Here is a 26,564-nt window from a genome sequence, read left to right as displayed (position 1 = left end):
GCCCTTACTTATCCGTCCAGGTTTATCGATGCTGGTACCTGATTGCGTAAGCCGCACATCGAGTCCTGCATGTCGGCTGACCTGCGCGGATTTAAGCGTCACCGGCAAAGTCGTCAATTCAGCCAGTGCCGCAAATACTGAAATTTCGCCCATCCCCGGCGCTGCGATCATGTGCCCGAACTGGGCGCTTAACGTCGGGCAATTGTCGATCAGTGCCCGGCCTGCGAGCCTGAAACGCTCGATTCGCTTGTCGAAGGCCTCAATGGCTTCTTCTTCGTCTTCAATCAACATCGTCAGGGTTGTTTGAGTAGCCTTCAGCGCATGCAGCTCGTTCTTGGCTCGGGTGCGATGACATGTCAGACGATTGATATGCCTTCCGATAGCCCGCAACTCCAGCTGTATGGCTGTAGGTGGAGTCCACAATCTTGGGCTCATGCGCTCGCCGTATTCAGCTAGCAATTGGGCATCGATTGCATCGGTTTTGCTGTTTTTCAGCATCAGCTTGGCGAAGTTATGAAAGCTCTTCGGATTGATAACCGAAACGGGCAAACCCGCCGCAGCGAGCTCCATGGCCAAATCCAGGTAATAGATGCCGGTGGCTTCCATCACCACGGATAAAGGCTTGAGTTCGAGCAACTTGTTGACCGCCGCCTTACGCCCTGCGGGTGTTTGGTCGATGTTGCAGGCGCCTGCAAAACGACCGTCGTTACGCCAACCCATGGCGGTCGTGCGAGACCCCACATCCAAACCGACATGCATGCTCATGCTTTCAACTCCGAGTGAACTGGGTTAAAAATGCTTCCTGGTTCCCCTGACCTCGAACTTCATGCCACTGCAACCTTGTAATGCGAAGTCCGACTCGTCGGCTTCTCGATACTCTTCGTGGTGGGCAATGAGGCGGGGGGACCTCTCTACAGACAAGGTCAGGAGCAAGTCCTGCCTTTAGGAGCGATCGGTCTCCCCCAGAAAAACATCTTCGTATGTCCGCACCAGTGAGCCTAGATCTCAATTGACTGGTGTGAGGGCAACATACAAGGAGCTGCCGAAGGCTGCGATCTTTTGATGTTGTTTTTTAAAGATCAAAAGATCGCAGCCTTCGGCAGCTCCTACACGATTGGGTGATTCAGGTCAGGGTGGTTAGTTAGCTGGCTAAGGGGATGGCGCTGACGCACTGAAAAATGGCACATTGACGCACCTGCCTGCGTGCACCCATCTGCTGTCCGGAATCTTCCATGGCTATCAGCAACGTTCAGACCGCCGCTGCCTCGGCGCCCGCTGCTCCCCAAAGCAGTCCATTGGTGATGCGAATTATCGGCGCGGTGGCGCTGGCGCATCTGATCAACGACCTGATCCAGTCGGTCTTGCCGTCGATCTACCCGATGCTCAAGGCCAATTACGGCCTGACCTTTACCCAGGTCGGCCTGATCACCCTGACCTTCCAACTGACCGCGTCGCTGTTGCAGCCGTGGGTCGGTTATCACACCGATCGGCATCCGAAACCGTGGCTGTTGCCGGCCGGTTCGATCTGCACATTGATCGGCATCGTGATGATGTCGATGGTCGGCAGTTTTCCGTTGATTCTGCTGGCGGCGGCGCTAATCGGCATCGGCTCCTCGACGTTCCACCCTGAGGCCTCGCGGATTGCGCGGCTAGCGTCGGGCGGACGTTTTGGTCTGGCGCAATCGACCTTCCAGGTCGGTGGTAACGCCGGTTCCGCATTTGGCCCATTGCTGGCGGCGGCGATCATCATTCCGTTCGGTCAGGCCAACGTGGCGTGGTTCGGTTTGTTCGCGGTGTTTGCGCTGTTCGTCCTGTACCGCATCAGCCGTTGGTACGCGCACCACTTGAACCTGTTCAAACTCAAGGCAGGTCAGGCCGCGACTCACGGACTGTCGAAGGGCAGGGTGACCAGTGCGCTGGTGGTATTGGGGCTGTTGGTGTTCTCCAAGTATTTCTACATGGCCAGCCTCACCAGCTACTTCACCTTCTACTTGATCGAGAAGTTTGACCTGTCGGTGGCGAGCTCGCAGTTGCACCTGTTCCTGTTTCTCGGTGCGGTAGCGGCGGGCACCTTCTTCGGCGGGCCGATTGGCGACAAGATCGGCCGTAAGGCGGTGATCTGGTTCTCGATCCTCGGCGTGGCACCGTTCACGCTGCTGATGCCCCACGTTGATCTGTTCTGGACGACCGTCCTGAGCGTGGTGATCGGCTTCATTCTGGCCTCGGCGTTCTCGGCGATTGTGGTGTACGCGCAGGAACTGGTGCCGGGCAACGTCGGGATGATTGCCGGGGTGTTCTTCGGTTTGATGTTTGGTTTCGGCGGGATAGGCGCGGCGCTGCTCGGGCATCTGGCGGATATTCACGGGATTGAGTACGTGTATTACCTGTGCTCGTTCCTGCCGCTGTTTGGCGTGTTGGCGATCTTCTTACCGCGCACCAAAAAGGCCTGACGCCACACAATCCGCAACTGTGGGAGCGAGCCTGCTCGCGAATGCGGTGTGTCATCCGCTGAGAGGTGACTGACACTCCCTCTTCGCGAGCAGGCTCGCTCCCACAGGGGGAATAGGTTCGGCAGTAAATCTCAGGCACAAAAAAGCCGCGTATCAAACGCGGCTTTTTCTTGGGCGTAACGCTTACACGTTAAAGCGGAAGTGCATCACGTCGCCGTCTTTGACGATGTAATCCTTGCCTTCCAGACGCCATTTACCGGCTTCTTTGGTACCGGCTTCGCCCTTGTACTGGATGAAGTCGTTGTAGGCGATCACTTCGGCGCGGATGAAGCCTTTCTCGAAGTCGGTGTGGATCACGCCGGCAGCCTGAGGTGCGGTGGCACCGACTTTGACGGTCCAGGCGCGGACTTCTTCAACACCGGCGGTGAAGTAGGTCTGCAGGTGCAGCATTTCGTAGCCGGCGCGGATCACGCGGTTCAGGCCAGGCTCTTCCAGGCCCAGGGCCTCGAGGAACATGTCCTTCTCTTCGCCGTCATCGAGCTCGGCGATTTCCGCTTCGATCTTGTTGCAGACCGGAACCACCATGGCGCCTTCTTCTTCGGCGATGGCGCGAACCACGTCGAGGTGCGGGTTGTTCTCGAAACCGTCTTCAGCGACGTTGGCGATGTACATGACCGGTTTGGTGGTCAGCAGGTGGAAGCCCTTGATCACTGCCTTTTCGTCAGCGTTCATGTTCTTCATCAGGCTGCGCGCGGGTTTGGCTTCGGTGAAGTGCGCGATCAGTTGCTCAAGCAGGCCTTTCTGAACCACGGCGTCCTTGTCACCACCCTTGGCGTTACGCGCGACTTTCTGCAGTTGCTTCTCGCAGCTGTCGAGGTCGGCGAAGATCAGTTCCAGGTCGATGATTTCGATGTCGCGCTTCGGGTCGACGCTGTTGGAAACGTGGATCACGTTCTCGTCTTCGAAGCAGCGCACGACGTGAGCGATCGCGTCGGTTTCGCGGATGTTGGCGAGGAACTTGTTGCCCAGGCCTTCACCTTTCGAGGCGCCGGCAACCAGGCCAGCGATGTCGACGAATTCCATGGTGGTCGGCAGGATGCGCTTTGGATTGACGATGGCCGCCAGAGCGTCCAGACGCGGATCCGGCATCGGCACGATGCCGCTGTTCGGCTCGATGGTGCAGAAGGGGAAGTTCTCGGCCGCGATACCGGATTTGGTCAGGGCGTTGAACAGGGTGGACTTGCCGACGTTAGGCAGGCCGACGATGCCGCAATTGAATCCCATGGTGTTTCCCCTCGGAGTAGAGTCAGGCCTTCTGGCTGTGCAGGTTTTTCATCGCGCGGTTCCATTCACCGGCGAGGATATCCGGCAGCACGCCGAGGGCAAAGTCGATGCTGGCATCGAGTTTTTCCTGTTCGGCGCGTGGCGCACGACCCAGGACGAAATTTGAAACCATACTGGCGACGCCCGGGTGGCCAATGCCAAGCCGCAGGCGGTAGAACGTATTCTGATTACCCAGTTGCGCAATGATGTCGCGCAACCCGTTGTGACCGCCATGGCCGCCGCCCTGCTTGAGCTTGGCAACGCCCGGAGGCAAGTCGAGTTCGTCATGCGCCACCAAAATTTCTTCAGGCTTGATGCGGAAGAAACCGGCGAGTGCCGCCACGGCCTGGCCGCTGCGGTTCATGTAGGTGGTGGGAATCAGCAGACGAACATCCTGACCCTGATGCGAGTAGCGCCCGGTCAGGCCGAAATATTTGCGATCGGCCACAAGATTCACATTCTGTGCGTGGGCGATGCGCTCAACAAAAAGGGCCCCTGCGTTATGCCGGGTCTGGTCGTATTCGGCGCCTGGATTTCCCAGGCCAACGATCAGTTTGATGGCAGTCACGATAGGGGCCCTTCCTTTGAGTGGTGAGTAACATCGCCGCGATCAGGGAAAGCGGCGAAAGTGGACGAAAAATGCTCATTTACCATGGATGTAAACTCCGCGTTCTCGCCCGCTTTCTCGCTACGTTCCAGTCCGCGATGTTACTTGCTCACTCAGGCATGACAGAGTGAATTACTCTGCTGCGCCTTCTTCAGCTTCTGGAGCAACGCGTGGAGCGTGTACGTTTGCAACAGCTTTGTCGTCGCCGTGAGCCAGTGCAACGAACTCAACGCCTTTAGGGGCTTTGAGGTCGGACAGGTGAACGATTGCGCCGATTTCCAGAGCCGACAGGTCGACTTCGATGAACTCAGGCAGATCTTTCGGCAGGCAGGAAACTTCGATTTCGTTCAGGACGTGCGAGATCTCGCCGCCTTTCTTGGTCGGAGCTTCTTCACCAACAAAGTGCACAGGCACGATAGCGGTCAGTTTCTGGCCGGCTACGACGCGTACGAAGTCAGCGTGCAGAACGTGACCCTTGGACGGGTGACGTTGCAGAGCCTTGATGATGACGTTCTGCTTTTTGCCGCCAACGTTCAGTTCGATAACGTGGCTGTAGGCAGCATCGTTTTCGAGCAGTTTGGCAACTTCTTTGGCCAGCATGCTGATGGATTCAGGGGCTTTTTCGCCACCGTAAACAACAGCTGGAACCAGAGCGGCGAGACGACGCAGGCGGCGGCTCGCACCTTTCCCCAGGTCGGAACGCAGTTCAGCATTCAGAGTAAAATCGTTCATTGTGTATCTCCAAAATAGCCATGACCGGGTTGACGTTTGCGACCAGCGCCAAACACGGTATGGGCAAAAAAGCCCCGCCCCGGCAGGAATGCCGGGGCGGGGCGCTTTTCGTCAACGAGACATTTCGAGAAGGGCAGGGCCCTTAACGGAACATCGCGCTGATCGATTCTTCATTGCTGATGCGGCGAACCGCTTCGGCAACAACCGGTGCGATATCCAGTTGACGGATACGTGCACAGGCTTGTGCTGCAGCGGACAGCGGGATGGTGTTAGTCACCACCAGCTCGTCCAGCACGGAATTTTCGATATTCTCGATGGCCCGACCCGACAGCACAGGGTGTGTGCAGTAGGCAAAGACCTTGGCTGCGCCATGCTCTTTCAGGGCCTTGGCCGCGTGGCACAGAGTGCCGGCGGTATCGACCATGTCATCAACCAGAATACAGGTACGCCCTTCGACATCACCGATGATATGCATCACTTCAGAGTGATTGGCTTTCTCACGGCGTTTGTCGATGATCCCGAGATCCACGCCCAGGGATTTGGCAACAGCACGTGCACGCACGACGCCACCAATGTCCGGGGACACAATCATCAGGTTTTCGAAGCGCTGATCTTCAATGTCATCCACCAATACCGGGGAGCCGTAGATGTTATCTACCGGAATATCGAAGAAACCCTGAATCTGGTCAGCATGCAGATCAACCGTGAGAACACGGTCGATGCCGACTACGGTAAGCATGTCAGCAACGACTTTCGCGCTGATAGCCACACGTGCGGAACGCGGACGGCGATCCTGACGGGCATAACCAAAATAAGGAATAACAGCAGTGATACGAGTAGCCGAGGAGCGGCGGAAGGCGTCAGCCATCACTACCAGTTCCATCAGGTTATCGTTGGTCGGAGCGCAAGTCGGCTGAATAATGAAAACGTCTTTACCGCGAACGTTTTCATTGATCTCGGCTGTAATTTCGCCGTCGGAAAACTTACCGACAGAGATGTCACCGAGAGGGATATGCAGCTGACGTACAACACGCCGAGCCAGATCGGGGTTAGCGTTCCCCGTAAAGACCATCATCTTGGACACGCGCAGTACCTAGAGGCTGAGGGTAACCTGGATGAGTATAGAAAATGGCAGGGGCGGCTGGATTCGAACCAACGCATGGCAGGATCAAAACCTGCTGCCTTACCGCTTGGCGACGCCCCTGTATCTGTTGCATCAAGTGCCGTGCACTTGGTTCCTTTAGAGCAGACTTTGCAGCTTGCGATGCAACATCGAAACGTTGCTTCCTTTCGCTACAAACCCTGTAAGGGTCTCTGTCAGAAGGGCCGAGACTTTATCAGCTTCAGCTTTGCTTGGGAAGCCCCCAAACACACAACTTCCAGTTCCGGTGAGCTTTGCTTCGGTAAATTTACCTAACAAATCCAATGCGTTACGTACCTCTGGATAACGCCTTGCAACCACCGGCAAGCAGTCATTTCGACTGTTTCCCTCGGGAACGGGGCGCACTTTAATGGGCGGCGTGTTACGTGTCAACAAAGGATCGGAAAAAATTTCTGCCGTACTTACAGAGACTTGCGGTACGAGCACCAGATACCACGGTTCTTCGGGATCGACCGGGGTGAGTTTCTCGCCAACGCCCTCGGCAAAAGCCGCGTGACCACGGACGAAAACCGGCACGTCGGCGCCAAGCGTCAGACCCAGTGCCGCCAGGCGATCTTCATCCCAACCCAGCTGCCACAAGTGATTCAGACCGAGCAAGGTGGTCGCTGCGTTCGAGCTGCCGCCACCGATGCCGCCGCCCATGGGCAGAATTTTGTCGATCCAGATGTCGATACCCAGCGTACAACCCGATTGTTGCTGAAGCATTTTGGCTGCGCGCACGATCAGATTGCTGTCATGCGGCACGCCGGCAAATTCGGTGTGCAGCTGAATCACGCCGTCATCGCGCACGGCAAAAGTGATTTCATCGCCGTAGTCGACAAACTGAAACAGCGTCTGCAACTCGTGATAACCGTCTTCACGGCGACCAAGAATGTGCAGCATCAGATTGAGTTTGGCCGGCGAGGGCAGGGTCAGACGTGCAGCGGTCATGCGTTATTGCCCCAACTTGCGCGGTTGCCAGGTCTTGATCACCAGCGTGACGTCGAGGTCGGTGCCGTGCAGCTTGATGCGCTCGGGCAACCAGTAACCGTTTTGTTCGGTGTACGCGGTGTACTCAACTTTCCAGCCGTCCTGTTCCAGGCTGGCCAGACGGCTGTCGGCGTCCAGGTTCAGGCGACTTTTAGTGTCCGGAGCCGGCAGGCCACGCACCCACCAGGCCAGATTCGACACCGGCAACTTCCAGCCCAGTTGCTCTTCGAGCAGGGCTTCCGGCGATTGCGATTCGTAGCGACCCTGATTGGCGACTTCCAGCGACACCTTGCCCGGACGACCGGTCAAACGCGCCGCGCCCCGACCCAACGGGCCGGACAGACGAATGTCGTAGTAATCCTGACGTTGCAGCCAGAACAGCGTGCCGCTACCGGAATCTTTCGGTGCGCGGATGCCGATCTTGCCGTCAATCTGCCAGCCGTCGAGGCCGGTCAGCTGCTGTTTGTTCGCCGCCCATTGAGCCGGACTGCCGTGGCCCTCGACCGATTCGCGAGTACCAAAACCCGAGCAACCAGCGAGGAGGGCGATGAAGCTGAAAACAATAACGTGGCGCAAAAACATGAGTTAAAGAGTCTCGGATCCGGTCAGGCGCTTGATGGTGCTGCGCAGAATGGTGCTGTCGGGCTGATCCTTGAGGAACTTGCCCCAGATTTGTTTGGCTTCACGCTGGTTGCCCTTGGCCCACAACACTTCGCCCAGATGCGCGGCGACTTCGTGATCAGGGAAACGCTCCAGCGCCTGACGCAGATATTTCTCGGCGTCGTCCAGATTGCCCAAGCGGTAATTCACCCAGCCGAGGCTGTCGAGTACGGCCGGGTCTTCCGGATTGATCTGGTGCGCCTGCTCGATCAGCGTCTTCGCTTCAGCGTAGCGGGTCGTGCGGTCGGAGAGGGTGTAACCCAGCGCATTGAGCGCCATGGCGTTGTCCGGATCACGCTTGATGATCAGGCGCAGGTCTTTTTCCATCTGCCCGAGATCATTGCGTTTTTCCGCGAGCATCGCCCGGGTGTAGAGCAGATTCAGGTCGTCCGGGTATTGCAGCAACGCTTGCTGCAAGACTTTCCAGGCCTTGTCGTCCTGTTTATTGGCCGACAGGGTTTCCGCTTCAATCAGGTACAACTGGATCGCGTAATCCGGCTCTTCGTCACGCTGCGCCGCCAGTTTGCTTTGCGCTTCAGCGGTTTTGCCGTTGTTCATCAGAATATCGGCCTGACGCAACTGCGCCGGCAGATAGTCGTTGCCCGGGCCGACCTGGGCGTACTCGATGAGCGCGCCTTGCGGATCGTTACGCTCTTCGGCGATGCGACCGAGGTTCAGGTGGGCTGAATCGACGTGGCTTTCACGGGCGATCAAGTCTTCCAGATAGCCCTTGGCCTCGTCCCAGGCCTTGGCTTCGAGGCACACCAGCGCCAGCGAGTAACGCAGTTCGTCGTCTTCCGGGTATTGCTGAACGAGGCTGGAGAATTCGACTTTGGCGTCGTCCATCCGGTCTTGCTCGACCAGCATGCGCGCGTAAGTCAGGCGCAGGCGTTTGTCGTCCGGGTATTTCTTGATGTTTTTTCGCAGCAGCGGCAGCGCTTCGTCGCCACGGTTCATCACTTGCAGCAGGCGTGCGCGCAGCAGAATCGGGGCGATCTCGCCTTCTTCCGACGGATGGTCTTCGAGCAGGGTCAGGGCCGCTTTATTGTCGCCGTCTTGTTGCAACAGCAGGGCTTTGCCGAAAATCAGCTGACTGTTGTTCGGATGGCGTTGCAATAAACGGTCAAAACTTTTCATCAGACCGTTGCGGGTCTCTTGATCAGTGTCAGCCGCCGACAGGGCGAGGAAGTCGAAATGGGTGTCGCCCTTGCCCTGCAGGACTTTCTCCATATAGACCATCGAGTCGTCGTAACGCCCGGCGCGCGCCAGTTGCACGGCAGCAGCGCGTTGCGCTTCGAGGTCGTCCGGCGCGTTTTTCGCCCAGATCAGCGCGGTATCGAGGGCCGGTTGATCGGCGCCCAGATATTCGGCGATGCGAAACGCACGCTCGGAAACGCCCGGGTCTTGCGTATTGATCGCCTGAGTCACGTAGTTATCCAGCGCAATATCGAAGCGATTGCGCTGGCCGGCGAGTTCGGCGCTCAACAGGCTGAAGACGGTTTCCTCGCTGAACGAGCTGTAAACCTTGGGCTTTTCAGGCGCGGGCGTGGTGTCTTCGACCGGCGGCGTACCGTCCGGCGACACGGGTGCCAAGGCCTGGCAGCCGCTGAGGAAGACAAAAGCGAGGAGCAACGCGGAAGATCTATTCATATAGGAAGAGGACGACTAACCTGCGGTCGGATCATCATGACACAAGCCTTCGGCCAAACATAACCGCTCAGGCAATTTACGGCTTATCGCCTGTAGGAGCTGCCGCAGGCTGCGATCTTTTGACGTTGTTTGAGACGCGGAGCGTCCCGGGCTGCATTCCCACGCCGAGCGTGGGAACGATCAATCAAAAGATCGCAGCCTGCGGCAGCTCCTACAAGGAGCCAAATTGTGCCCATTATAGGGACTGACCATTGGGACAATAGTCAGCGGTAGTTGTTCTGAATCTGACGAAGTAGGACAATTGCCGGCTTCACGTCACCACCAGCGACTTTGAATGGCCTTCCTTGCACTCGGTATCAACCACAAGACTGCTTCAGTAGACGTCCGCGAGCGCGTGGCTTTTACGCCTGAGCAACTGGTGGAGGCGTTGCAGCAGCTCTGCCGACTGACCGACAGCCGCGAAGCCGCGATCCTCTCCACCTGCAATCGCAGTGAGCTTTATATAGAACAGGATCAGCTTTCTGCCGATGTCGTCTTGCGCTGGCTGGCTGATTACCATCATTTAAGCCTCGATGAGCTGCGCGCGAGTGCTTATGTGCATGAAGATGATGCGGCAGTTCGTCACATGATGCGCGTCGCCTCCGGGCTCGACTCGCTGGTGTTGGGCGAACCGCAGATTCTCGGCCAAATGAAATCGGCCTACGCCGTGGCCCGCGAGGCCGGCACCATCGGCCCGCTGCTGGGGCGATTGTTTCAGGCGACGTTCAATGCCGCCAAGCAGGTGCGCACCGACACCGCCATCGGCGAAAACCCGGTATCGGTGGCATTTGCCGCCGTCAGTCTGGCCAAACAGATTTTCAGTGATTTGCAACGCAGCCAGGCTTTGCTGATCGGCGCCGGCGAGACCATCACGCTGGTCGCCCGCCATTTGCACGAGCTGGGCGTCAAGCGCATCGTCGTCGCCAACCGCACGCTGGAGCGCGCCAGTCTGCTCGCCGAACAATTCGGCGCCCATGCAGTGCTGCTCTCGGACATCCCGGCAGAACTGGTGCGCAGCGATATCGTGATCAGTTCGACCGCCAGTCAGTTGCCGATTCTTGGTAAGGGCGCGGTAGAAAGTGCACTGAAGCTGCGCAAGCACAAGCCGATCTTCATGGTCGACATCGCGGTTCCCCGGGATATCGAACCGGAAGTCGGCGAACTGGACGATGTTTACCTGTATAGCGTCGACGATCTCCACGAAGTGGTCGCCGAAAACCTCAAGAGCCGGCAAGGTGCAGCGCAAGCCGCCGAAGAGATGGTTTCGGTCGGCGCCGACGATTTCATGGTGCGCCTGCGCGAACTCGCGGCGGTCGATGTGCTCAAGGCCTATCGTCAACAGAGCGAACGCTTGCGCGACGAGGAGCTGCAAAAAGCCCTGCGTCTGCTGGCCAACGGCGGTAATGCCGAAGACGTGCTCGGGCAACTGGCCCGTGGCCTGACCAATAAACTGTTGCATGCGCCCAGCGTGCAACTGAAAAAGCTTTCTGCCGAAGGCCGCCTCGATGCGCTGGCCATGGCCCAGGAACTCTTTGCCCTCGAGGGCTCACCGGATAGCTTTTCGGATAAAAAACCGCAATGAAAGCGTCACTGCACAATAAGCTGGACATCCTCCAGGACCGTTTCGAGGAACTGACCGCGCTGCTCGGCGACGGCGAAGTCATTGCCGATCAGAGCAAATTCCGCGCCTATTCCAAGGAATACGCCGAAATCGAGCCGGTCGTACAAGGCTATAAAAAGCTCCTCAGCGTACAAAGCGATCTTGAAAGCGCGCAGGCGCTGCTCAAGGACAACGACCCGGACATGCGTGAAATGGCCGTGGAAGAAGTCCGCGAAGCCAAAGAATCGCTGATCACTTTGGAAGCCGACCTGCAACGCATGCTGTTGCCGAAGGATCCGAATGACGGGCGCAACGTCTTCCTCGAAATTCGCGCCGGCACCGGTGGCGACGAGGCGGCGATCTTCTCCGGCGACCTGTTCCGCATGTACTCGCGTTACGCCGAGCGTCGCGGCTGGCGCGTGGAGATCCTCTCGGAAAACGAAGGCGAACACGGCGGCTATAAAGAAGTCATCGCGCGCATCGAAGGCGACAACGTTTACGGCAAGCTGAAATTCGAATCCGGCGCGCACCGCGTTCAGCGTGTACCCGCCACCGAATCCCAGGGCCGCATTCACACCTCGGCCTGCACTGTGGCGGTATTGCCCGAGCCGGACGAGCGCGAAGCGATCGAGATCAACCCGGCGGATTTACGCGTCGACACGTTCCGCTCCTCCGGGGCCGGCGGTCAGCACGTCAACACCACCGACTCGGCGATCCGCATCACGCACATTCCGACCGGCACCGTCGTCGAGTGTCAGGAAGAGCGTTCCCAGCACAAGAACCGTGCGCGGGCGATGGCCTGGCTGTCGGCGAAACTCAACGATCAGCAAACCGCAGCGGCGGCGAATGCCATCGCCAGCGAGCGCAAATTGCTGGTCGGTTCCGGCGATCGCTCTGAACGCATTCGCACCTACAACTTTGCTCAGGGCCGGGTTACCGACCATCGCGTCAACCTGACCCTGTACTCCCTTGATGAAATTCTCGCCGGTGGCGTTGATGCGGTGATCGAGCCGTTGCTGGCCGAATACCAGGCTGATCAACTCGCAGCGATAGGTGAATAAATGACCATCATTGCCAGCCTGTTGCGCGCCGCCGAACTGCCGGACTCGCCCACTGCGCGTCTGGACGCCGAATTGCTTCTGGCCGCTGCACTGGGCAAGTCGCGCAGCTTTCTGCACACCTGGCCCGAGCGCATCGTGCCGAGTGACGCGGCGCTGACCTTTGCCGAATACCTGCAACGTCGCCGTGGCGGTGAGCCGGTGGCCTACATTCTTGGTCAGCAGGGTTTCTGGAAACTCGATCTGGAAGTCGCGCCGCACACGCTGATCCCGCGTCCGGACACTGAGTTGCTGGTAGAAGCGGCGCTGGAATTGCTGCCCGCGACGCCGGCTAAAGTGCTCGACCTCGGCACTGGCAGCGGCGCGATCGCCTTGGCCTTGGCCAGCGAACGTCCGGCGTGGAAAGTCACGGCGGTGGATCGCGTGCTCGAAGCCGTGGCACTGGCCGAACGCAATCGTCAGCGCCTGCATTTGAACAACGCCACGGTGCTGAGCAGTCATTGGTTCAGTTCGCTGGCCGGTCAGCGTTTTCAGTTGATCATTAGCAACCCGCCGTATATTGCGGCGGCCGATCCGCATCTGGTCGAAGGCGATGTGCGCTTCGAACCGGCCAGCGCCTTGGTCGCCGGTGAAGACGGCCTCGATGATCTGCGCTTGATCGTCGAACAGGCTCCGGAGTATCTCGAGGCCGGTGGCTGGCTGATGCTCGAACATGGCTATGATCAAGCCGAAGCCGTGCGCGATTTGTTGCTGACGCGCGGTTTTGAAGAAGTCCACAGCCGCACCGATCTGGGCGGTCATCAACGCATCAGTCTGGGACGCCTGCCGTGCTGAATGATCAGGAGTTGCTGCGCTACAGCCGGCAGATTCTGCTGCAACACATCGACATCGATGGCCAGTTGAAGCTCAAGGACAGTCGCGTGCTGATCGTCGGCCTCGGTGGTCTCGGCGCGCCGGTCGCCTTGTATCTGGCTGCGGCGGGTGTCGGTGAATTGCATCTGGCGGATTTCGACACGGTCGATCTGACCAACCTGCAACGCCAGATCATTCATGACACCGACAGCGTCGGCATGAGCAAGGTCGATTCGGCGCTCAAGCGTCTGAGTGCGATCAATCCGGAGATCCAGTTGATCGCCCATCGGCAGGCGCTGGACGAGGATTCTCTCGCCGCCGCCGTGACAGCGGTGGATCTGGTGCTCGACTGTTCCGATAATTTTACTACGCGCGAGGCGGTCAACGCCGCGTGTGTGGCGGCGCGCAAACCGCTGGTCAGCGGCGCGGCGATTCGCCTTGAAGGGCAGTTGTCGGTGTTCGACCCGCGTCGCGATGAGAGCCCTTGCTACCACTGCTTGTACGGCCACGGCAGCGAAGCCGAATTGACCTGCAGCGAAGCGGGTGTTGTCGGGCCGTTGGTGGGTCTGGTTGGCAGTCTTCAGGCACTTGAAGCGTTGAAAGTGCTGGTCGGTTTCGGCGAGCCGCTGGTGGGCCGTTTGTTGCTGATCGATGCGCTGGGCTCGCGATTCCGTGAGCTGCGCGTCAAGCGTGATCCGGGTTGCAGTGTCTGTGGCTCGCGCCATGCGTGAAGCGCCGATCGGCGTGTTCGATTCCGGTGTCGGCGGTCTGTCGGTACTGGCAGAAATCCAGCAGTTGTTGCCCAACGAATCGCTGCTCTATGTCGCCGATTGCGGGCACATTCCCTACGGCGAGAAAACCCCGGAATTTATCCGCCAGCGCTGCAGCGTGATGGCCGGGTTTTTCCGCGAGCAGGGCGCCAAGGCGTTGGTGTTGGCTTGCAACACGGCGACCGTCGCCGGGGTTGCCGATTTGCGTCGTGATTACCCGGACTGGCCGATTGTCGGCATGGAACCTGCGGTGAAACCGGCGGCGGCTGCGACCCGTAGCGGTGTGGTCGGCGTGCTCGCCACTACGGGCACTTTGCAGAGTGCCAAGTTCGCGGCATTACTCGATCGTTTCGCCACCGATGTGCGGGTGATTACCCAGCCTTGTCCCGGACTGGTCGAGCTGATTGAAAGCGGTGACCTGCACAGCGACACATTGCGCGCGTTGCTGAAAAGGTATGTCGATCCGTTGCTGGCCAACGGTTGCGACACGATCATTCTTGGTTGCACGCACTATCCCTTCCTCAAGCCGATGCTCAAATCGATGATCCCGGCGGACATCAGTTTGATCGACACCGGCGCCGCCGTGGCGCGGCAACTTCAACGGCTGCTGGCCGAGCGCGATCTGCTGGCTGAGGGGCCGAACCAATCGGTCAGATTCTGGACGAGCGCGGATCTGCAGTCCTTCAAAAATGTCCTGCCGTTGCTGGGGCAAATCGCGAATGATGTGCAAAACTTCGGTTTGTAAAAAAAACGTGAAATAAGCTGAAATTCGTCTGAACTTCTATTCAGGCGCAGACTTCTATAGCGTTGTGTTAACCAGAAAACCAAACGATCGTTCCGGAAAAGGAAGTTTCAAAGTGAAGCGACTATTCTGCTTGGCCGCGATTGCGGCCGCACTAATGGGGCAAAGCATTACTGCACAAGCGGCAGGTGTTGAATTTGCGGTGGGGGCCACCAGCGATTCGACCATGACCTACCGCCTGGGGATGAATTTTGATTGGGATCAGAGCTGGCTGCAGAGCGACGTCGGTCGCCTGACCGGTTATTGGAGCGGCGCCTACACCTATTGGGAAGGTGACAAGACCTCCAGCAACAACAGCCTGTCGTTCTCGCCGGTATTTGTTTACGAGTTTGCCGGCCAGTCGGTCAAACCGTACGTTGAAGCGGGGATCGGCGTTGCCGCGTTCTCCAACACCAAGTACGAATCCAACAACATTGGCGGCTCGCTCCAGTTCGAAGACCGTATCGGTTTTGGTCTGCGTTTCAATGGCGGGCATGAAGTCGGGATCCGTGCGACGCACTATTCCAACGCCGGCCTGGCCAGCAGTAACGACGGCGTAGAAAGCTACGCGCTGCACTACACAATGCCGTTGTAACCGCACCCTTGTAGGAGCCGAGCTTGCTCGCGAAGGCGCAGTGTCAGTCGATGAGAATGTTGACTGAACCATCGCGTTCGCGAGCAAGCTCTGCTCCTACAAAAAACGGGTAGATCAGCGGTACGCGGTGGTGATGCCTTGGCGTTCTTCGAGGCACTCGGGGGCGCCCATTTCGAATTCGCGGCAGATCAGCGGGCGTTTTTCGTAGATCGTGCACATCATCGTGTCGCGATCCAGCGCCGCGCACCAGCCGTCGTCCAGACGCAGCATCACTTCGCCGCCCCACTCATCGGTATCGATAAAGCGATCAGGCACGCCGGTGTCGGTGATCAGCATCACTTCGAGCTGGCAGCAGCACGCCGCGCAGGTCGAGCAGGTGACTGCAGGCTCGGTGATTTGCTGGTGGGGAATGGTTTTCATGGCGGCAGTGTAAGGCAGTCGCTGCGGTGCGTGTGAATGGTCTGACAGACGCTCAGCCCGCCAACCGCCGCGCCATGGTGTGCAAAAGCGGAAACAACAGTGCCCAGAGCAGGCCGATGCCAATCAGTGTCGGTAATTCGCCGTAGGGAAATTGCACACCGGCCAGTCGTCCACCGCCGTAATACGACAACGCGCCACCCACCGCGCCCAATCCACTCGCCAGCCACCAGGGCCGACCACTCCATTGCAGACAGTGCCGCAACGTGGTCGCAAGCAACGCCCACAGCAGCATCAGCCACAGCGGAATCAGCGGCGATTGATCCTGAAATTCAAACACGCCGACGCCGCGCAAAACGCTGTCCACCGCCGTGCCGACAATTACTACACTCAAAATCAAACGCCCTTCAGCCGCCCAACTGCTGATCCAGCGCAGATGAATCACCAGCACTGCCAACGCCAGCAACAACCACAAACTGTTGCCGCCAATTACGCAGGCCAGCCAGCCAATCTGGAACAACACGGTATTGGCAACTCGCTCAAGCATCGAAGCGGCCAAGCAATGGCGCAGTCATCGCCGCGGGTTTGGCCAGCAGCAATTGCGCGGTGCCGATGGTGCGTTCGAGGAAACCACCTTCGCAGTAGCACAGGTAAAACTCCCACAGCCGCAGGAAATAATCGTCGTAACCCAACTCGGTCAAACGACCATGGGCACGGCGGAAGTTCTCGTGCCACAGGCGCAGGGTCTTGGCGTAATGCAGGCCGAAATCTTCCATGTGCAGCAGGTTCATGTCGGTGTCGCGGCTGACCACTTCGAGCATCTTCTGCACACAGGGCAGGGCGCCGCCGGGGAAGATGTAGCGCTGAATGAAATCGACGCCGCGTTTGGCCTGTTCGTAGCGTTGCTCGCGAATGGTGATCGCCTGGATCAGCATCAAACCGTTGCTCTTGAGCAAGTGCGCGCACTGTTTGAAATAGGTCGGCAGGAAGCGATGGCCGACCGCTTCGATCATCTCGATCGACACCAGTTTGTCGTACTCGCCGGTGAGGTCGCGGTAGTCCTCCAGCAGCAGCGTCACTTGATCCTGCAAACCGAGTTGTTCGATGCGCTGGGCGGTGAAGGCGTACTGCTCTTTCGACAGCGTCGTGGTGGTCACGCGGCAACCGTAATTCTGTGCGGCATAAAGCGCCATGCTGCCCCAACCGGTGCCAATCTCGAGCAAATGGTCGCTGGGCTTGAGCGCGAGCTTCTGGCAGATGCGCTCCAGTTTGTTCAGTTGCGCCTGCTCCAGCGTGTCTTCCGGGGTAAGAAACTGCGCCGCCGAATACATCATGGTCGGGTCGAGAAACTGTTCGAACAGATCGTTGCCGAGGTCGTAATGCGCCGCGATGTTCTTCTGCGAACCCTTGCGTGTATTGCGATTGAGCCAGTGCAGACCTTGCACCAACGGCCGACTGATGCGGGCCAGTCCGCCCTCCATCGCATCGAGCACTTCAAGGTTGCTGACGAACACGCGCACCACCGCCGTCAGATCCGGCGAACTCCAGTAACCGTGGATAAACGCCTCGCCCGCACCGATCGAGCCATTACTGGCAACCATGCCCCACAGGGCCGAATCCAGCACGTGGATTTCCCCGAGCAAGGCACTGCCCGGCGTGCCAAACATCAAGCGTTCGCCATCCTCGACCACCAGCAATTGCCCGTGTTTGAGCTGACCCAATTGGCGCAATACGCCACGGCGCAGCAACGAACCGGTCAAACCGTTGGTGCTGAGCCGACTGACCGACAGGCTAGAGGATTTCATGGCGGTGCTCCTTGGGAGGCACAGTGGCGGTTTGAAAGCTGCCGTCAGCAGCCTGATGAGCAAAGATCGGTACGCGTTTAAGCAACAGCCGCAGCGCTTGCCAGTAAATGGCCAACGCGGTTTTTGCGGTCATCCACGGAAAGCGTTTCAGGTAGCGATGCAGGCTGCGACGGTCGAGGGCTTCGCGTTGCAGATTGAGCGTCGCGTCGAACAGTTTTTCCTCGCCCTGCCAGTCGGCCATGTGCACGCCGAGATTTTTCGCGGCGGGGCTGAAGCTCATGCGGTATTCGAGGTCGCGCGGCAGAAACGGCGAAACGTGAAAGGCCTTGGCCACGGCAAAATGCTGGTGGAAATCCTGCAGATTGCTCGGCGCACGGGCCGGCAACACATAGTGATAACGCTCGCGCCACGGCGTGTTGGTGACTTCGCAGACAATCGCAGCCAGTTGCCCGTCGGCTTCGTGGCAATAAAAGAAACTCACCGGATTGAACGACAAACCCCAGCTGCGCGCCTGGGTCAGCAGACAGATCGCGCCTTGCGGTTCGTGACCGATGGCGGCGCCGACCTGTTGGCGCACGGCATCAATCAAACGCACTCCGCGACTGGTGAAGGATTTGAGGTAGTCGGTCTCGCGAAAGGAGAACGGTGCAAATCGGCTGCGACCTGCCAGCGGCGATAGCGCGAGCACGGCGTCCTGCTCGCTGAGATCGAGATAGAGCAAACCGATCTTGTAGCGGAATTGATGCTTGCGCGGCGAGAAGCGCCGATGGCCGATCCAGCCGCTGTAAAGGGCGCTGTTCATAAGGTTTCCCCGAACGCCGAAGCCACGCGCAACGCGCTGACCACGCCGTCTTCATGGAAACCATTGGCCCAGTAAGCGCCGCAAAAATGCGTGTGTTGCGCGCCATCCAGTTCCGCCCAGCGATTTTGCGCCGCTACCGCCGCGAGGCTGTATTGCGGATGAGCGTAGGTGTATCTGGCGAGCACTTTGAACGGGCTGATGCCGGCGCTCTGGTTGAGGCTGACGCAGAACGTGGTGTCGCTCTGAATGCCTTGCAGAATGTTCATGTCGTAAGTGACGGCGGCGTGAGTGTGGCCGGCGCCGCTAAGCCGATAGTTCCAGCTGGCCCAAGCCAATTTGCGTGTCGGCAACAATCGCGTGTCGGTGTGCAGCACCACTTCGTTGTCGGCGTAGGGCAGGGCGCCGAGGATCTCGCGTTCGGCATCGCTCGGCTCGGCGAGCAATTGCAGGGCCTGATCGCTGTGGCAGGCAAACACCACTTTGTCGAACTGCTCGCTGCCCTCCGCACTGTGGATAACTACGCCGTGCTCATCGCGCTCAACCCGCGTTACCGGGCAATTGAGGCGGATCTTGTCTTTGAACGCGGCGGTCAGCGGCGCAATGTAAGCGCTGGAACCGCCCTCGATCACCCGCCATTGCGGACGATTGCTCACCGACAACAGTCCATGGTTCTTGAAGAAACGCACAAAAAATTGCAGCGGAAAATTGAGCATCTCGGCCATCGGCATCGACCAGATCGCCGCGCCCATCGGCACGATGTAATGCAGGATAAAACGCTCGCCGTAGTTGCCTGCTTTCAGGTAATCGTCGAGGGTCATGTCGCTGGAAATGCGCAGCTCGGAGAGGTCGCGCTGGGCTTCTTTATTGAAGCGCAGAATGTCGCGCAACATGCCCCAGAACCCCGGCGACAACAGATTGCTGCGCTGGGCGAACAGGCTGTTGAGGTTGTTGCCGTTGTACTCCAGACCGGTGTCCGGGTCGCTCACCGAAAAACTCATTTCGGTGGCTTTGAACGGCACGCCGAGCTGGCCGAGCAAGCGGATGAAATTCGGGTACGTCCAGTCGTTGAACACGATAAAACCGGTGTCCACCGCGTACTGCTGGCCGTCGACCGTCACTTCGACCGTGTGCGTGTGGCCACCAACCCAGTCGCTGGCCTCGAACACGTGCACGTCATGTCGGCGATTGAGCAGGTGGGCGCAGGTGAGCCCGGCGATCCCGCTGCCGACGATGGCGATTTTCATGCTGGATCTCGCAGCGGTGGCGATTTACGCACCATGCGTTTGCCGATTGCCAGTTGCAGGCTGGCCGGCAATTTCGACAGCGGCCACAGCGCCGCCATGAACAGCGCCGGAAAGGCGATTTCCAGTGGCCGATCCTTGAGCTTGGCGAAGATGTGCCGCGCGGCTTTATCCACAGGCCAACTGAGCGGCATCGGGAAATCGTTCTTCGCGGTCAGCGGCGTTTCGACGAAACCGGGGCTGACGATGGTGACTTCGATGCCTTCATCCGCCAGATCAATACGCAGCGATTCAAACAGATAACGCAGCCCGGCCTTCGACGCGCCATAGGCTTCGGCCCGAGGCAGCGGCAGGTAGGTCACCGAACTGGCGACGCCGATCAGATGCGGCGCGGTGCCTTTGCGCAACAGCGGCAGGGCGGCTTCGATGCAATAGCTGCTGGCGAGCAGATTGGTGCGCACCACGTGCTCGATGATCGACGCATCGAACTGCTTGGCGTCGACATATTCACAGGTGCCGGCGTTGAGAATCACCGAATCCAGCGAGCCCCAGACTTCAGCGATCTGCTCACCGATTTCGCGCACGGTCTGACTGTTGGTCAAATCCCCCGGCACCACTAAAACCTGGCCCGGATAGCGTTGCGACAAGACTTTCAGTGCCGCGACCGAGCGCGAGCTGACCGCCAGGTGCGCGCCGCTTTTCAGAATTTCTTCGGCGAGCGCCGCGCCGATGCCACTGCTGGCGCCGGTCAACCAATAGCGCCGTGGAGGTGTACGACTCATCCCATTCTCCTTTTTAGCCAGGCGATGACCCGGCCCAATACGGGTAAATGTTCATACAACAGCGCCCCGGCATCGAAGTAATCCCGGTGGCGATAAACCTTGTCGCGCCAGAGCAGATGCGAGCAGCCGCTGACGCGAATCACCTGACCACTCGCCAGGCGCGGATGGCGGTAACTCATGACCCAGCGCAGATAGCCTTCGCCGTCGCTGATCTGATCGAAGCCATGAAAATCAAACCGCAGCTCACTGACGTTGGCGTACAGCTCGCTGAAATAATCGTGCAGTTGCTTGAGCCCCTGCACTTCGTGCAACGGGTCGGTGAAATGAATGTCATCGCTGTACAGCTCGCCCAGCCGGTGCAGGTTGTCTTTGTTCAACTCGCAAAATTGTTGGGCGAAGCGGCGCAGGAATTCACTCATCACTGCCCTCCATTGCCGTGCGCGATGGCAGGCTCTTGAACGCGGCCAGTGCGCGCTCACGGGAGGCGCTGAGATTGACGATTGGCGACGGATAATCGGCGACGCCAAACAGCCCGCCAAGGTTGGCCGGGTTGTGGATTTCCTTTTTGTTCAGCCCGGCGAGTTCCGGCAGCCAGTGCTTGATGAACAGGCCTTCGTTGTCGAATTTTTCCGACTGGCTCAACGGATTGAAAATGCGGAAGTACGGCGCGGAATCGGTGCCGGTCGAGGAGCTCCATTGCCAGCCACCGTTGTTCGCCGCCAGATCGCCGTCGATCAGATGACGCATGAAAAAGCGCTCGCCTTCACGCCAATCGATCAACAGGTTTTTGGTCAGGAACATCGCCACGACCATGCGCAGACGGTTGTGCATCCAGCCGGTTTCGAGCAATTGGCGCATCGCCGCGTCGATGATCGGCAGGCCGGTGCGCGCTTCTTGCCAAGCCTTGAGTTCCTCCGGCGCATCACGCCAGGCCAAGGCCTCGGTTTCCGGGCGGAAAGCACGGTGACGGGAAACCCGTGGGTAGCCGACCAGAATGTGTTTGTAGAACTCGCGCCAGAGCAGTTCGTTGATCCAGGTGACAGCGCCGACGTTGCCGCTTTCGAATTCGCCCTGATTGCTTTGCAACGCGGCGTGCAGGCATTGGCGCGGTGAGATCACGCCAGCGGCGAGGTACGCCGAGAGCTGACTGGTGCCGGGTTTGGCCGGGAAGTCGCGTTCACTTTTGTAGTATTCGATCTGCGCGTCGGTGAAGGTGTCGAGGCGGCGGCGCGCTTCTTCTTCACCGGCCGGCCACAGGGCTTGCAGGGATTCGCTTGGGGTGGCGAAGCCTTTGACCGAGTCAGGAATCGGGTCGCTGTCGACCTTGAGTGTTGCCTGTTTGCCGGGCGCCTTGACCAGCGCCGGCATGGAGCGGTGCAGGCGTTCGTAGCAGACCTTTCTGAACTGGCTGAACACCTTGAAATAGCTGTCGGTTTTGGTCAGCACGGTGCCGGGTTTGAACAGCAGTTGATCGAGGTAGCTGTGAAACTCGATGCCTTCGGCCTGCAGGGTTTCCGCCACGGCGGCATCGCGACGGCTTTCGTGGACACCGTATTCTTCGTTGACGTGAACCGCTTCGACCTTCAGTTCGCGGCACAGCTTAAGCAGCTCCGCTGGAGCCTGATCCCAATGATTGGCAGTGCGGATCAACAAGGGGATGTTCAGCTCGCCGAGGCTGTTGCTCAGTTCTTTGAGATTGCGTAACCAGAAGTCGACCTTGCAGGCGGCATCGTCGTGCTCCAGCCACTGCTGCGGGCTCAACAGGTACACGGCCACGGTCGGGCCGCGGGCTGCGGCGGCCGCGAGGGCGGTGTTGTCGTGTTGGCGCAAGTCGCTGCGCAGCCAGATCAATTGCATGACATTAAACCCATCATTAAATCAGTCCACGCTGAACGAGTGCCTGGTGCGCTGACAGCGCATCTTCAGCCAGGTACACATCAGCGATCTCGGAAGTTCTTACGGACAACTCGGCGTGGTGGATGCATACCGTTGGTCCGACAATCATTTTTGGGCAACTGACTCCGTTCAGTAGCTTGGGCAGGTGGGCAAGGTTCATGGCCTTGCTCGAATAGAGCAGCACGCCACGGGCTTGCAGGTGTTCGACGGCCAGCGCCAGTTCGCCGGCCGGTAACGGCCAGTCAAACACTTGCACCGGGCAATCGGCGCTGGAGATCAGCCACGCGCATAGCCACAGATGCGGTTCCAGTGGCAGGTCGGAGTGGTTGATCAACAGCAGCGGTGCGGCGTGCAACTGACGATTGTTATGGTAGATGCGCGCACCGAATTTGCTGCGCAGCCAGGAAAAAAAGAACGTGCGCTCCATCTGCGCACCGAATTGGCCCTGCCAGCGTTGTTCGAGCTCAGCCAGCAGCGGCATCAACAACTGCTCACACAAGGTGCGCGGCGGGTACAGCGCCATCGCTTGGTTGACGCTGTCGTCGAGGTTGCGTTCGTTGAGCTGGGTGACGGCGGCGAGCAACGTTTGACGCAGGCGTTGCCAATCGTTTTCCACCGGTTCGCTGAAGGCTTGCGGAGTGTCTAGGAGCGGCTTGACCTGGCTGACTGCAACGCCACGGTTCAGCCAGGTCAGGATCGCCAGAATTCGTTGCACATGTTCAGCCGAATACAGTCGATGGCCCTTGGGTGTGCGTTGCGGCACGATCAGCCCGTAGCGACGTTCCCACGCGCGCAAGGTGATCGCGTTGACGCCGGTTTGCCGCGCGACTTCGCGGATCGGCAACCAGCCTTCATCAAGGGCTTTCTTGAAATCGGCGCCGAGGTCTTCCTGGGCGCTGGAGTCGAGTTTGTCGTTCATCAGATGGCGTTTCGCAGGCTGAGGTTTTCCGGGTGCGGTTGCAGGTAAACCTGTTGCGCGATGTACGGATCGGGGTGTTGGCGAAAGTGATGCTTGAGCAGCGTCAACGGCACCACCAGCGGCACGATGCCGAGGCGGTATTGATCGATGACATGAACCATTTCTTGTTTGTCTTCGGCGCTGATCACCTGTTTCAGGTAACCGCTGATGTGCAGCAGCACGTTGCAGTGCGTGCCACGCGTGGCGCATTTTTTCAGCGCGGCCATCAGTTCGCTGAAGTAGCGCGGGCCGAGTTCGGCGGGATCGGTGTGCGCCATGTTGCCCAGCAGTTTGCCCAACGCTTTGTATTGCAGCGGGTTGTGGGCCATCAGCAGGTATTTGTAGCGCGAGTGAAACTCGGTGAGGGCGCGACGGCTCAGGCCATCGGCTAGCACTTGCTGCCAAGCGCTGTAGGCGAATACACGGGTGATGAAGTTTTCCCGCAGCACCGGGTCGTTGAGACGCCCGGCTTCTTCCACGGGCAAATCCGGGTGTTGCGCGCAGAAGGCTTGGGCGTAAATGCCGCGTCCGCCGCCATTCACCGGAGCGCCGTTGGCGTGATAAACCTTGACCCGCTCCAGCCCGCAGGACGGCGATTGCTGCATAAATATGTAGCCGCAGATGTCATCGAGTTCAGCGGCCATTTTCTCGCCGTATTCGGCCAGTGGCTGGGTGACGTTGATCGCCGGATTGACTGTGCCGATGGCTTGCGGATGTTCGGGATCACCGACGAGGCGAATCGGCTCGCGCGGAATGCCGAGGCCGATAGCGACTTCCGGGCAAACCGGGGCGAATTCGAAATATTCAGTGAGGGTGCGGCTGCACAGGCGCGATTCCTTGTGGCCACCGTTGTAGCGCACCTCGGCACCCAACAGGCAGGCACTGATGGCGATCTTCGGTTTGGCGGCGGGCAGGGCAAGCATAGGCACCTCGAATCTAAACCTGTACAGAGTGCAATCTCTGTACAACATTGGGTTAGCATAGATTCAAAGGTGTACAAGTCAAATTGTTTGTATAACTTTCTATAGGAACTGCCGAAGGCTGCGATCTTTTGATGTTGTTTTTAAAAGCAAGATCAACAGATCGCAGCCTTCGGCAGCTCCTACATGAGCCAACCGATTTTCCAGTCAGTGCTGTTTTGGAGCGTCTGCCAATCGAGGCGTTCGGCGCGTTTGGTCAGCACGGCCTGCAATTCAACTTCCAGCACCGTGCCTTCCTCATCGCGGAACAATTCGGTCACCAGAAAATGCTTTTCGCGATTCTGCGGGTGGGCTGCTGTCCATTTCGACAGCAGCAACTTGCGCGGGTTGATGCGGTTCATTGCAGGTGTTCGTGCAAGCGGCGCGCAGCCTCCTGACCACTCAACCATGCACCCTCCACACGCCCCGACAGGCACCAGTCGCCGCAGGCATACAAGCCCAGATCGGCATCCGCCAACGTACCCCATTCATGCCCCGTTGCCGGGCGTGCATAGAGCCAACGATGGGCGAGGCTGAAGCTCGGCGCCGGCATCGCGCTGTGCAGCAATTCAGCGAACGCACCGTGCAGATGCTCGATCACCGCTTCCTTGGACAGGTCGATGTGTTGCCGACTCCATGCGCTGGTCGCGTGCAGCACCCAGGTGTCGAGGGTGTTGTCGCGCCCCGGTTTACTGCGGTTGCGCGCCAGCCAGTCGAGTGGGCTGTCCTGCACGAAGCAGCCTTCAATTGGCGTATCCAAAGGCGTGTCGAAGGCGAGGGCAACGGCCCACGTCGGATCCATCTTCACCCCCGCAGCGGCGCCGGCGAGTTTCGGTGCCGCGGCCAATAATGCGGTGGCTTGCGGCGCCGGCGTGGCGATCACTACATGGCTGAAGGGGCCGTGGGTGAAGCCTTCGGCGTCCTGCAAATGCCAGTGCTCTTCACCGCGAAAAACTTCGGTGATGCGGCAGGCGAAATGCACCTCCAGACCGTCGAGCAAACCACGGGTGATGGCGCTCATGCGCGGCGCGCCGACCCAGCGTGTCTGCTCGTCCGGCGACAGGTTCAGTTGCCCGCCCTGATAGGTGTAGAGCTGCGGCGTCCACTCGGCGACCCAGCCCTGGCTTTGCCAACGCTGTACTTCGGTGACGAAGCGCCGGTCGCGGGCGGTGAAATATTGCGCGCCCATGTCCAGCGAACCGGCGTCGCTGCGTTTGCTCGACATGCGCCCACCGCTGCCGCGGCTTTTATCGAACAGTTGCACGGTATGCCCGGTCTCTGTCAGAGCCTGGGCGGCGGAGAGCCCGGCGATGCCGGTGCCGATGATTGCGATAGGTACAGTCATAGGGGCCTCGTTTACCTTTCTGTACAGACTACGCCGTGATTGAAACCTGTACAATTTTGTTTTCTGGTATAACTTCTAGCGTTCTCGTTCTGACAGCTTGGCCTATGGTTAAACAATAGAGCCTGCCCGATAGAAAAGATCCCTGCTTTTAAAAATAGACTAGTGATCCGGGTTAAACGCCACGCGAGGAAGATGTCATGCACATATTGCTGACCGGCGGTACTGGTTTGATCGGCCGACAACTCTGCCGACACTGGTCCGCGCAGGGTCATCGTCTGACGGTATGGAGCCGCACGCCGGAAAAAGTCGCGAAAATTTGCGGCGCACAGGTGCGCGGCATCGCTCGTCTCGAAGACGTGGGTGATGAGCCGTTAGACGCGATCATCAACCTCGCTGGCGCGCCGATTGCCGATCGGCCGTGGACGCATCGGCGCAAGGCGTTGCTGTGGAGCAGTCGCATCACGCTGACGGAAACCTTGCTGGCGTGGCTCGAAACCCGCGCGCAGAAACCGGCGCTGTTGATTTCCGGCTCGGCGATCGGCTGGTACGGCGATGGCGGCGAACGTGAGCTGACGGAAGAATCGCCGCCGGTGATCGACGACTTCGCCAGTCAGCTGTGCATCGCCTGGGAAGAAACCGCGCAACGTGCTGAAGCGCTGGGTATTCGCGTGGTGCTGGTGCGAACCGGTCTGGTGCTGTCGGCCGAGGGCGGCTTTTTGTCGCGGCTGCTGTTTCCGTTCAAGCTTGGGCTGGGCGGGCCTTTGGGCAACGGTCGGCAATGGATGCCGTGGATTCATATCGATGATCAAATCGCCCTGATTGATTTTCTTCTGCACCGCGAGCAGGCCAGTGGTCCTTATAATGCGTGCGCGCCGCAACCTGTGCGCAATCGCGAATTTGCCAAAACCCTGGGCAGCGTATTGCACCGCCCGGCGTTTATGCCGATGCCGACCCTGGCACTGAAGGTCGGTCTCGGCGAGATGTCTTTGTTGTTGCTCGGCGGCCAAAAGGCTACGCCGGCACGCTTGCTGGAAGCGGGTTTCACTTTCCAGTTCACGGAATTACGCGCGGCTTTGGATGATCTCTCCAGCCGCCTCTGAAATAGGACGTT

General features: G+C 59.0%; 28 protein-coding genes and 1 tRNA gene. 8 read left to right on the top strand and 21 right to left on the bottom strand.

From position 1 onward, the window contains the following. Positions 1-765, bottom strand: a 765-nt coding sequence (locus AD669_RS22515; RefSeq protein ID WP_053123777.1) for a transposase, incomplete at its 3' end; no start/stop codon positions are given. Positions 766-1,232: 467 nt separating this feature from the next. Between AD669_RS22515 and AD669_RS22510 the strand changes: the two genes are divergently transcribed. Next, complete coding sequence (locus AD669_RS22510; RefSeq protein ID WP_053123775.1) at positions 1,233-2,450, top strand: MFS transporter; 1,218 nt, start codon at positions 1,233-1,235, stop codon at positions 2,448-2,450. A 183-nt stretch (positions 2,451-2,633) separates the two neighbouring features. On the opposite strand, the gene ychF is transcribed toward AD669_RS22510, so the two are convergent. The 8 genes from ychF to AD669_RS22470 all read right to left on the bottom strand — a co-directional run bounded on the left by ychF (position 2,634) and on the right by AD669_RS22470 (position 9,553). Further along, positions 2,634-3,734, bottom strand: coding sequence for a redox-regulated ATPase YchF (ychF, locus tag AD669_RS22505; RefSeq protein WP_053123773.1), 1,101 nt, complete (start codon positions 3,732-3,734; stop codon positions 2,634-2,636). 22 nt (positions 3,735-3,756) lie between these two features. Then, positions 3,757-4,341, bottom strand: a complete 585-nt coding sequence (gene pth / locus AD669_RS22500; RefSeq protein WP_008079560.1) for an aminoacyl-tRNA hydrolase — start codon at positions 4,339-4,341, stop codon at positions 3,757-3,759. 171 nt (positions 4,342-4,512) lie between these two features. Then, complete coding sequence (locus AD669_RS22495) at positions 4,513-5,112, bottom strand: 50S ribosomal protein L25/general stress protein Ctc (protein WP_053123771.1); 600 nt, start codon at positions 5,110-5,112, stop codon at positions 4,513-4,515. 142 nt (positions 5,113-5,254) lie between these two features. After that, positions 5,255-6,196 carry a ribose-phosphate pyrophosphokinase gene (locus AD669_RS22490; RefSeq protein WP_003171603.1) on the bottom strand — a complete coding sequence of 314 codons (942 nt, stop codon included), beginning with the start codon at positions 6,194-6,196 and terminating at the stop codon, positions 5,255-5,257. 45 nt (positions 6,197-6,241) lie between these two features. Beyond that, positions 6,242-6,316, bottom strand: a tRNA-Gln gene (locus tag AD669_RS22485). A 36-nt stretch (positions 6,317-6,352) separates the two neighbouring features. Beyond that, entirely contained in the window at positions 6,353-7,204 is an 852-nt protein-coding gene (gene ispE / locus AD669_RS22480) for a 4-(cytidine 5'-diphospho)-2-C-methyl-D-erythritol kinase (RefSeq protein ID WP_053123769.1), read from the bottom strand. Between the two features lie 3 nt (positions 7,205-7,207). Further along, positions 7,208-7,825, bottom strand: a complete 618-nt coding sequence (gene lolB / locus AD669_RS22475; RefSeq protein WP_053123767.1) for a lipoprotein insertase outer membrane protein LolB — start codon at positions 7,823-7,825, stop codon at positions 7,208-7,210. Between the two features lie 3 nt (positions 7,826-7,828). Continuing rightward, on the bottom strand, positions 7,829-9,553 hold the full coding sequence (locus AD669_RS22470; protein WP_053123765.1) for a tetratricopeptide repeat protein: 1,725 nt from the start codon (positions 9,551-9,553) through the stop codon (positions 7,829-7,831). Positions 9,554-9,887: 334 nt separating this feature from the next. On the opposite strand from AD669_RS22470, the gene hemA reads away from it, so the two are divergent. The 6 genes from hemA (at position 9,888) to AD669_RS22440 (ending at position 15,248) form a co-directional block, all read left to right on the top strand. Then, entirely contained in the window at positions 9,888-11,174 is a 1,287-nt protein-coding gene (hemA, locus tag AD669_RS22465) for a glutamyl-tRNA reductase (protein ID WP_053123763.1), read from the top strand. After that, on the top strand, positions 11,171-12,253 hold the full coding sequence (gene prfA / locus AD669_RS22460; protein ID WP_053123761.1) for a peptide chain release factor 1: 1,083 nt from the start codon (positions 11,171-11,173) through the stop codon (positions 12,251-12,253). Before hemA ends, prfA begins: the two co-directional genes overlap by 4 nt. Continuing rightward, the gene (gene prmC / locus AD669_RS22455; RefSeq protein WP_053123759.1) at positions 12,254-13,084 is read left to right on the top strand and encodes a peptide chain release factor N(5)-glutamine methyltransferase; all 831 of its coding nucleotides are present in this window, start codon (positions 12,254-12,256) and stop codon (positions 13,082-13,084) included. Next, positions 13,078-13,833 (top strand): molybdopterin-synthase adenylyltransferase MoeB, encoded by a 756-nt coding sequence (locus AD669_RS22450; RefSeq protein WP_053123757.1) that lies wholly within the window; start codon positions 13,078-13,080, stop codon positions 13,831-13,833. Before prmC ends, AD669_RS22450 begins: the two co-directional genes overlap by 7 nt. Continuing rightward, positions 13,826-14,617, top strand: a complete 792-nt coding sequence (gene murI / locus AD669_RS22445; RefSeq protein WP_053123755.1) for a glutamate racemase — start codon at positions 13,826-13,828, stop codon at positions 14,615-14,617. The genes AD669_RS22450 and murI overlap by 8 nt, the downstream gene beginning before the upstream one ends. A gap of 112 nt (positions 14,618-14,729) precedes the next feature. Continuing rightward, a complete protein-coding gene (locus AD669_RS22440) occupies positions 14,730-15,248 on the top strand; it encodes an acyloxyacyl hydrolase (protein WP_053123753.1) in 519 nt (172 codons plus the stop codon). 114 nt (positions 15,249-15,362) lie between these two features. On the opposite strand, the gene AD669_RS22435 is transcribed toward AD669_RS22440, so the two are convergent. The 12 genes from AD669_RS22435 to AD669_RS22380 form a co-directional block, all read right to left on the bottom strand. Next, a complete protein-coding gene (locus tag AD669_RS22435; RefSeq protein WP_053123751.1) occupies positions 15,363-15,668 on the bottom strand; it encodes a YkgJ family cysteine cluster protein in 306 nt (101 codons plus the stop codon). A 52-nt stretch (positions 15,669-15,720) separates the two neighbouring features. Then, on the bottom strand, positions 15,721-16,212 hold the full coding sequence (locus tag AD669_RS22430) for a DUF2878 domain-containing protein (RefSeq protein ID WP_053123749.1): 492 nt from the start codon (positions 16,210-16,212) through the stop codon (positions 15,721-15,723). Further along, complete coding sequence (locus tag AD669_RS22425; protein WP_053123746.1) at positions 16,205-17,470, bottom strand: cyclopropane-fatty-acyl-phospholipid synthase family protein; 1,266 nt, start codon at positions 17,468-17,470, stop codon at positions 16,205-16,207. The genes AD669_RS22430 and AD669_RS22425 overlap by 8 nt, the downstream gene beginning before the upstream one ends. Next, complete coding sequence (locus AD669_RS22420; protein ID WP_053123744.1) at positions 17,457-18,272, bottom strand: DUF1365 domain-containing protein; 816 nt, start codon at positions 18,270-18,272, stop codon at positions 17,457-17,459. The genes AD669_RS22425 and AD669_RS22420 overlap by 14 nt, the downstream gene beginning before the upstream one ends. After that, positions 18,269-19,516: an NAD(P)/FAD-dependent oxidoreductase gene (locus AD669_RS22415; RefSeq protein WP_053123742.1), complete on the bottom strand. Its 1,248-nt coding sequence runs from the start codon at positions 19,514-19,516 to the stop codon at positions 18,269-18,271. Before AD669_RS22415 ends, AD669_RS22420 begins: the two co-directional genes overlap by 4 nt. After that, positions 19,513-20,295 (bottom strand): SDR family oxidoreductase, encoded by a 783-nt coding sequence (locus AD669_RS22410; RefSeq protein ID WP_053123740.1) that lies wholly within the window; start codon positions 20,293-20,295, stop codon positions 19,513-19,515. The genes AD669_RS22415 and AD669_RS22410 overlap by 4 nt, the downstream gene beginning before the upstream one ends. After that, positions 20,292-20,714, bottom strand: a complete 423-nt coding sequence (locus tag AD669_RS22405; RefSeq protein ID WP_053123738.1) for a nuclear transport factor 2 family protein — start codon at positions 20,712-20,714, stop codon at positions 20,292-20,294. Before AD669_RS22405 ends, AD669_RS22410 begins: the two co-directional genes overlap by 4 nt. Next, the gene (gene phrB / locus AD669_RS22400) at positions 20,707-22,152 is read right to left on the bottom strand and encodes a deoxyribodipyrimidine photo-lyase (protein ID WP_053123737.1); all 1,446 of its coding nucleotides are present in this window, start codon (positions 22,150-22,152) and stop codon (positions 20,707-20,709) included. Before phrB ends, AD669_RS22405 begins: the two co-directional genes overlap by 8 nt. A gap of 16 nt (positions 22,153-22,168) precedes the next feature. After that, entirely contained in the window at positions 22,169-23,110 is a 942-nt protein-coding gene (locus AD669_RS22395) for a MerR family transcriptional regulator (RefSeq protein WP_053123735.1), read from the bottom strand. After that, complete coding sequence (locus AD669_RS22390; RefSeq protein WP_053123733.1) at positions 23,110-24,072, bottom strand: DUF523 and DUF1722 domain-containing protein; 963 nt, start codon at positions 24,070-24,072, stop codon at positions 23,110-23,112. The genes AD669_RS22395 and AD669_RS22390 overlap by 1 nt, the downstream gene beginning before the upstream one ends. Before the next feature lie 179 nt (positions 24,073-24,251). Beyond that, a complete protein-coding gene (locus tag AD669_RS22385; RefSeq protein WP_053123731.1) occupies positions 24,252-24,470 on the bottom strand; it encodes a TIGR02450 family Trp-rich protein in 219 nt (72 codons plus the stop codon). After that, positions 24,467-25,453, bottom strand: coding sequence for an NAD(P)/FAD-dependent oxidoreductase (locus tag AD669_RS22380; protein WP_053123729.1), 987 nt, complete (start codon positions 25,451-25,453; stop codon positions 24,467-24,469). The genes AD669_RS22385 and AD669_RS22380 overlap by 4 nt, the downstream gene beginning before the upstream one ends. Before the next feature lie 197 nt (positions 25,454-25,650). On the opposite strand from AD669_RS22380, the gene AD669_RS22375 reads away from it, so the two are divergent. Beyond that, positions 25,651-26,553: a TIGR01777 family oxidoreductase gene (locus tag AD669_RS22375; protein ID WP_053123727.1), complete on the top strand. Its 903-nt coding sequence runs from the start codon at positions 25,651-25,653 to the stop codon at positions 26,551-26,553. Positions 26,554-26,564: the final 11 nt, after the last annotated feature.

It is taken from the genome of Pseudomonas sp. P1.31 (assembly GCF_001269815.1).
Lineage (GTDB): Bacteria > Pseudomonadota > Gammaproteobacteria > Pseudomonadales > Pseudomonadaceae > Aquipseudomonas > Aquipseudomonas rustica.
This window is presented reverse-complemented; position numbering and strand designations above follow the sequence as displayed.